Genomic DNA, 3,333 nt, shown 5'->3' on the forward strand with positions numbered 1-3,333 from the left:
CGGCGGGCCGCCACGGTGGTCGTTCTGCGGACCACGGTGATCGTCACCGCGGTTCTCGTAATGGCCCGGTTGCGGGCCGCCGTGGTCATGATCATCACGTGGATCGGCGCTGGCCAGCAACGGCGTCGCGCTGATCATCAGTGCGCCCAGTCCGGCAATCAGACGTTTCGGCATTTTCATCGGGTTTTTCCTCACTGCACCAACAGCAAAAAGGGATTCAGAACGTGGTTCTGAATCCCTCGGTCTTGCTCATTTAGGCTGTGTAGCGAGGCGCTAATTCCTCTGTATCAGGAACTTTACCTTCAGCTGACGCGGGCCTTACGCACCCCTTCGGACAATGCCGAGCACAGGCTCAGCACGCCGTCGATGGCTTGATCCGGCGTGGTTGCATTGGCGATGTGGTCGATCAATGCCGAGCCCACCACCACACCGTCCGCCAAGCGTGCGATGGACGCCGCTTGCTCCGGCGTGCGGATGCCGAAGCCGATGCTGATCGGCAGGTCGGTGTGCCGACGCAGACGCGTCACCGCCTCTTCGACGTGCTCCAGCGTCGCCGCACCGGCACCGGTCACCCCGGCCACCGACACGTAGTAAACGAAACCGGAACTGCCGTTGAGCACCTTCGGCAGACGCGCATCGTCAGTGGTCGGTGTAGTCAGGCGGATGAAGTCCAGACCGGCAGCCTGCGCCGGGTCGCACAGTTCGGCGTTGTGCTCTGGCGGCATGTCGACCACGATCAGACCGTCGACGCCCGCCTCTTTGGCATCCGCGATGAAGCGCTCAACACCGTACATGTGGATCGGGTTGAAGTAGCCCATCAACACCAGCGGAGTGTCACTGTTGCCTTCGCGGAACTCGCGGACCATTTGCAGGGTTTTCGCCAGATTCTGCTTGGCGCCCAGCGCACGAATGTTCGCCAGTTGAATCGCCGGGCCGTCGGCCATCGGGTCGGTGAACGGCATGCCCAGTTCGATCACGTCGGCACCAGCGCCCGGCAGGCCTTTGAGGATCGCCAGCGACGTGGCGTAGTCCGGGTCACCGGCGGTGACGAAGGTCACCAGCGCAGCGCGGTTCTGTTCTTTGAGGTCGGCAAAGCGGGTTTGCAGGCGGCTCATCAGTGTTTCTCCTGCTTCGACTGTTCCATATGGTGCATGACGGTCTGCATGTCTTTGTCGCCACGGCCGGACAGGTTGACCACCATCAGGTGATCCTTCGGCAGTTTCGGTGCGCGTTTGAACACTTCAGCCAACGCATGAGCGCTTTCCAGTGCAGGAATGATCCCTTCCAGACGGCAACATTTGTGAAACGCTTCAAGGGCTTCGTCGTCGGTCACCGAGGTGTACTGGACGCGGCCGATGTCATGCAACCAGGCGTGCTCAGGGCCGATGCCCGGATAGTCCAGACCGGCGGAAATCGAGTGGGCGTCGATGATCTGGCCATCGTCGTCCTGCAGCAGGAAGGTGCGGTTGCCGTGCAACACACCCGGCACGCCGCCGTTGAGGCTGGCCGCGTGCTTGCCGGTTTCGATGCCGTAACCGGCCGCTTCAACGCCGATGATCTCGACGCTCTTGTCATCGAGGAACGGGTGGAACAGGCCCATGGCGTTGGAGCCACCGCCGATGCACGCCACCAGGCTGTCCGGCAGGCGACCTTCCTGAGCTTGCAACTGGTCGCGGGTTTCCTTGCCGATCACGGCCTGGAAGTCGCGCACCATCGCCGGGTACGGGTGTGGGCCGGCCACGGTGCCGATCAGGTAGAAAGTACTGTCGACGTTGGTCACCCAGTCACGCAGCGCTTCGTTCATCGCGTCTTTCAGGGTGCCGGTACCGGCCACCACCGGGATCACTTCGGCGCCCAGCAGCTTCATGCGGAACACGTTGGCCTGCTGACGTTCGATGTCAGTGGTGCCCATGTAGATCACGCAGTCCAGACCGAAGCGCGCAGCCACGGTGGCCGTCGCCACGCCGTGCATGCCGGCGCCGGTTTCGGCGATGATGCGTTTCTTGCCCATGCGCCGCGCCAGCAGGATCTGGCCGATGCAGTTGTTGATCTTGTGCGCGCCGGTGTGGTTCAGCTCTTCGCGCTTGAGGTAGATCTTCGCGCCGCCGCAGAATTCGGTCAGGCGCTCGGCGAAGTACAGCGGGCTCGGACGCCCGACGTAGTCACGCTGGAAGTAGGCCAGTTCTTCTTTGAACGCCGGATCTTCCTTGGCCGTTTCGTATTCGCGGGCCAGATCGAGGATCAACGGCATCAGGGTTTCAGCCACGTAGCGGCCACCGAACGCACCGAACAGGCCGTTATCGTCGGGGCCGCTGCGCAGATTGGAAGTGTTCGAAGTCTGGGTCATGAGTTGCTCCAGGTGAATTCGGGTCAGAAGACAATGACGACCACTCTACCCCTGACCTTGCAGCCTGAAAACCGATAAGATTGCCGCAACCTGTCAGGAAATCTCACAGATATCATGAGCCACGACCTCCCCCCGCTGAACGCCTTGCGTGCCTTTGAAGCCACCGCTCGGCTCAACAGCGTCAGTCAGGCAGCCGAACAGCTGCACGTCACTCACGGCGCGGTCAGCCGCCAGCTCAAAGTGCTCGAAGAGCATCTTGGCGTGAGCCTGTTCGTCAAGGATGGTCGCGGCCTGAAACTCACAGATGCCGGGGTTCGGCTACGGGATGCCAGCGGCGAAGCATTTGATCGGTTGCGCAGTGTGTGTGCCGAGCTGACGCAAAGCACCGCTGACGCGCCGTTCGTGCTCGGCTGCTCGGGCAGCCTGTTGGCGCGCTGGTTCATTCCACGTCTGGGCCGGCTGAATACCGACCTGCCGGACTTGCGTCTGCACCTGTCGGCCGGCGAAGGCGATCTTGACCCACGGCGTCCCGGACTCGACGCCTTGCTGCTGTTCGCCGAACCACCCTGGCCGGCAGACATGCAGGTGTATGAACTGGCGGCAGAACGCATCGGGCCGGTGATGAGCCCGTTGTTCAGCGGTTATCAACGCCTGCAGACCGCGCCGGCATCAGCCTTGCTCGGCGAACCATTGCTGCACACCACCTCTCGCCCACAAGCCTGGCCGAACTGGGCACAGCAAAACCACCTCGACGCCAAGGCGTTGAAGCTCGGGCAAGGTTTTGAGCATTTGTATTATTTGCTGGAAGCCGCGGTGGCCGGACTCGGCGTGGCGATCGCGCCAGAGCCATTGGTAGCGGAAGATTTGAAAGCCGGTCGCCTGGTTGCGCCGTGGGGCTTCTGTGAAACCCAGGCGCAACTGGCGTTGTGGCTACCCAAGCGCGCCGCAGACGGGCGCGCCCGGCAACTGGCGCAATGGCTCAAGAA

3 protein-coding genes and 1 pseudogene are annotated in these 3,333 nt (G+C 62.4%); 1 reads left to right on the forward strand and 3 read right to left on the reverse strand.

The features are described from left to right. From DBR24_RS32425 to trpB, 3 genes and pseudogenes are all read right to left on the reverse strand, one after another. Positions 1–180 (reverse strand): annotated as a pseudogene (locus DBR24_RS32425) (hypothetical protein); the annotation flags it as partial. A gap of 122 nt (positions 181–302) precedes the next feature. Beyond that, positions 303–1,115 (reverse strand): tryptophan synthase subunit alpha, encoded by an 813-nt coding sequence (gene trpA, locus DBR24_RS16470; RefSeq protein WP_123470274.1) that lies wholly within the window; start codon positions 1,113–1,115, stop codon positions 303–305. Continuing rightward, on the reverse strand, positions 1,115–2,347 hold the full coding sequence (gene trpB / locus DBR24_RS16475) for a tryptophan synthase subunit beta (protein ID WP_123470272.1): 1,233 nt from the start codon (positions 2,345–2,347) through the stop codon (positions 1,115–1,117). The genes trpA and trpB overlap by 1 nt, the downstream gene beginning before the upstream one ends. Positions 2,348–2,461: 114 nt before the next feature. Here trpB and DBR24_RS16480 point away from each other — a divergent pair. Further along, on the forward strand, positions 2,462–3,333 hold an 872-nt coding region (locus DBR24_RS16480), incomplete at its 3' end, for a LysR family transcriptional regulator (protein ID WP_146189064.1).

The sequence above is a fragment of the Pseudomonas sp. HMWF006 genome (assembly GCF_003061205.1).
Classification (GTDB): domain Bacteria; phylum Pseudomonadota; class Gammaproteobacteria; order Pseudomonadales; family Pseudomonadaceae; genus Aquipseudomonas; species Aquipseudomonas monsensis.

Bases quoted from the DNA above. Each gene is read 5' to 3' on its own strand.
- trpA (WP_123470274.1), bottom strand. From the start codon at position 1,115: ATGAGCCGCCTGCAAACCCGCTTTGCCGACCTCAAAGAACAGAACCGC.
- trpB (WP_123470272.1), bottom strand. From the start codon at position 2,347: ATGACCCAGACTTCGAACACTTCCAATCTGCGCAGCGGCCCCGACGAT.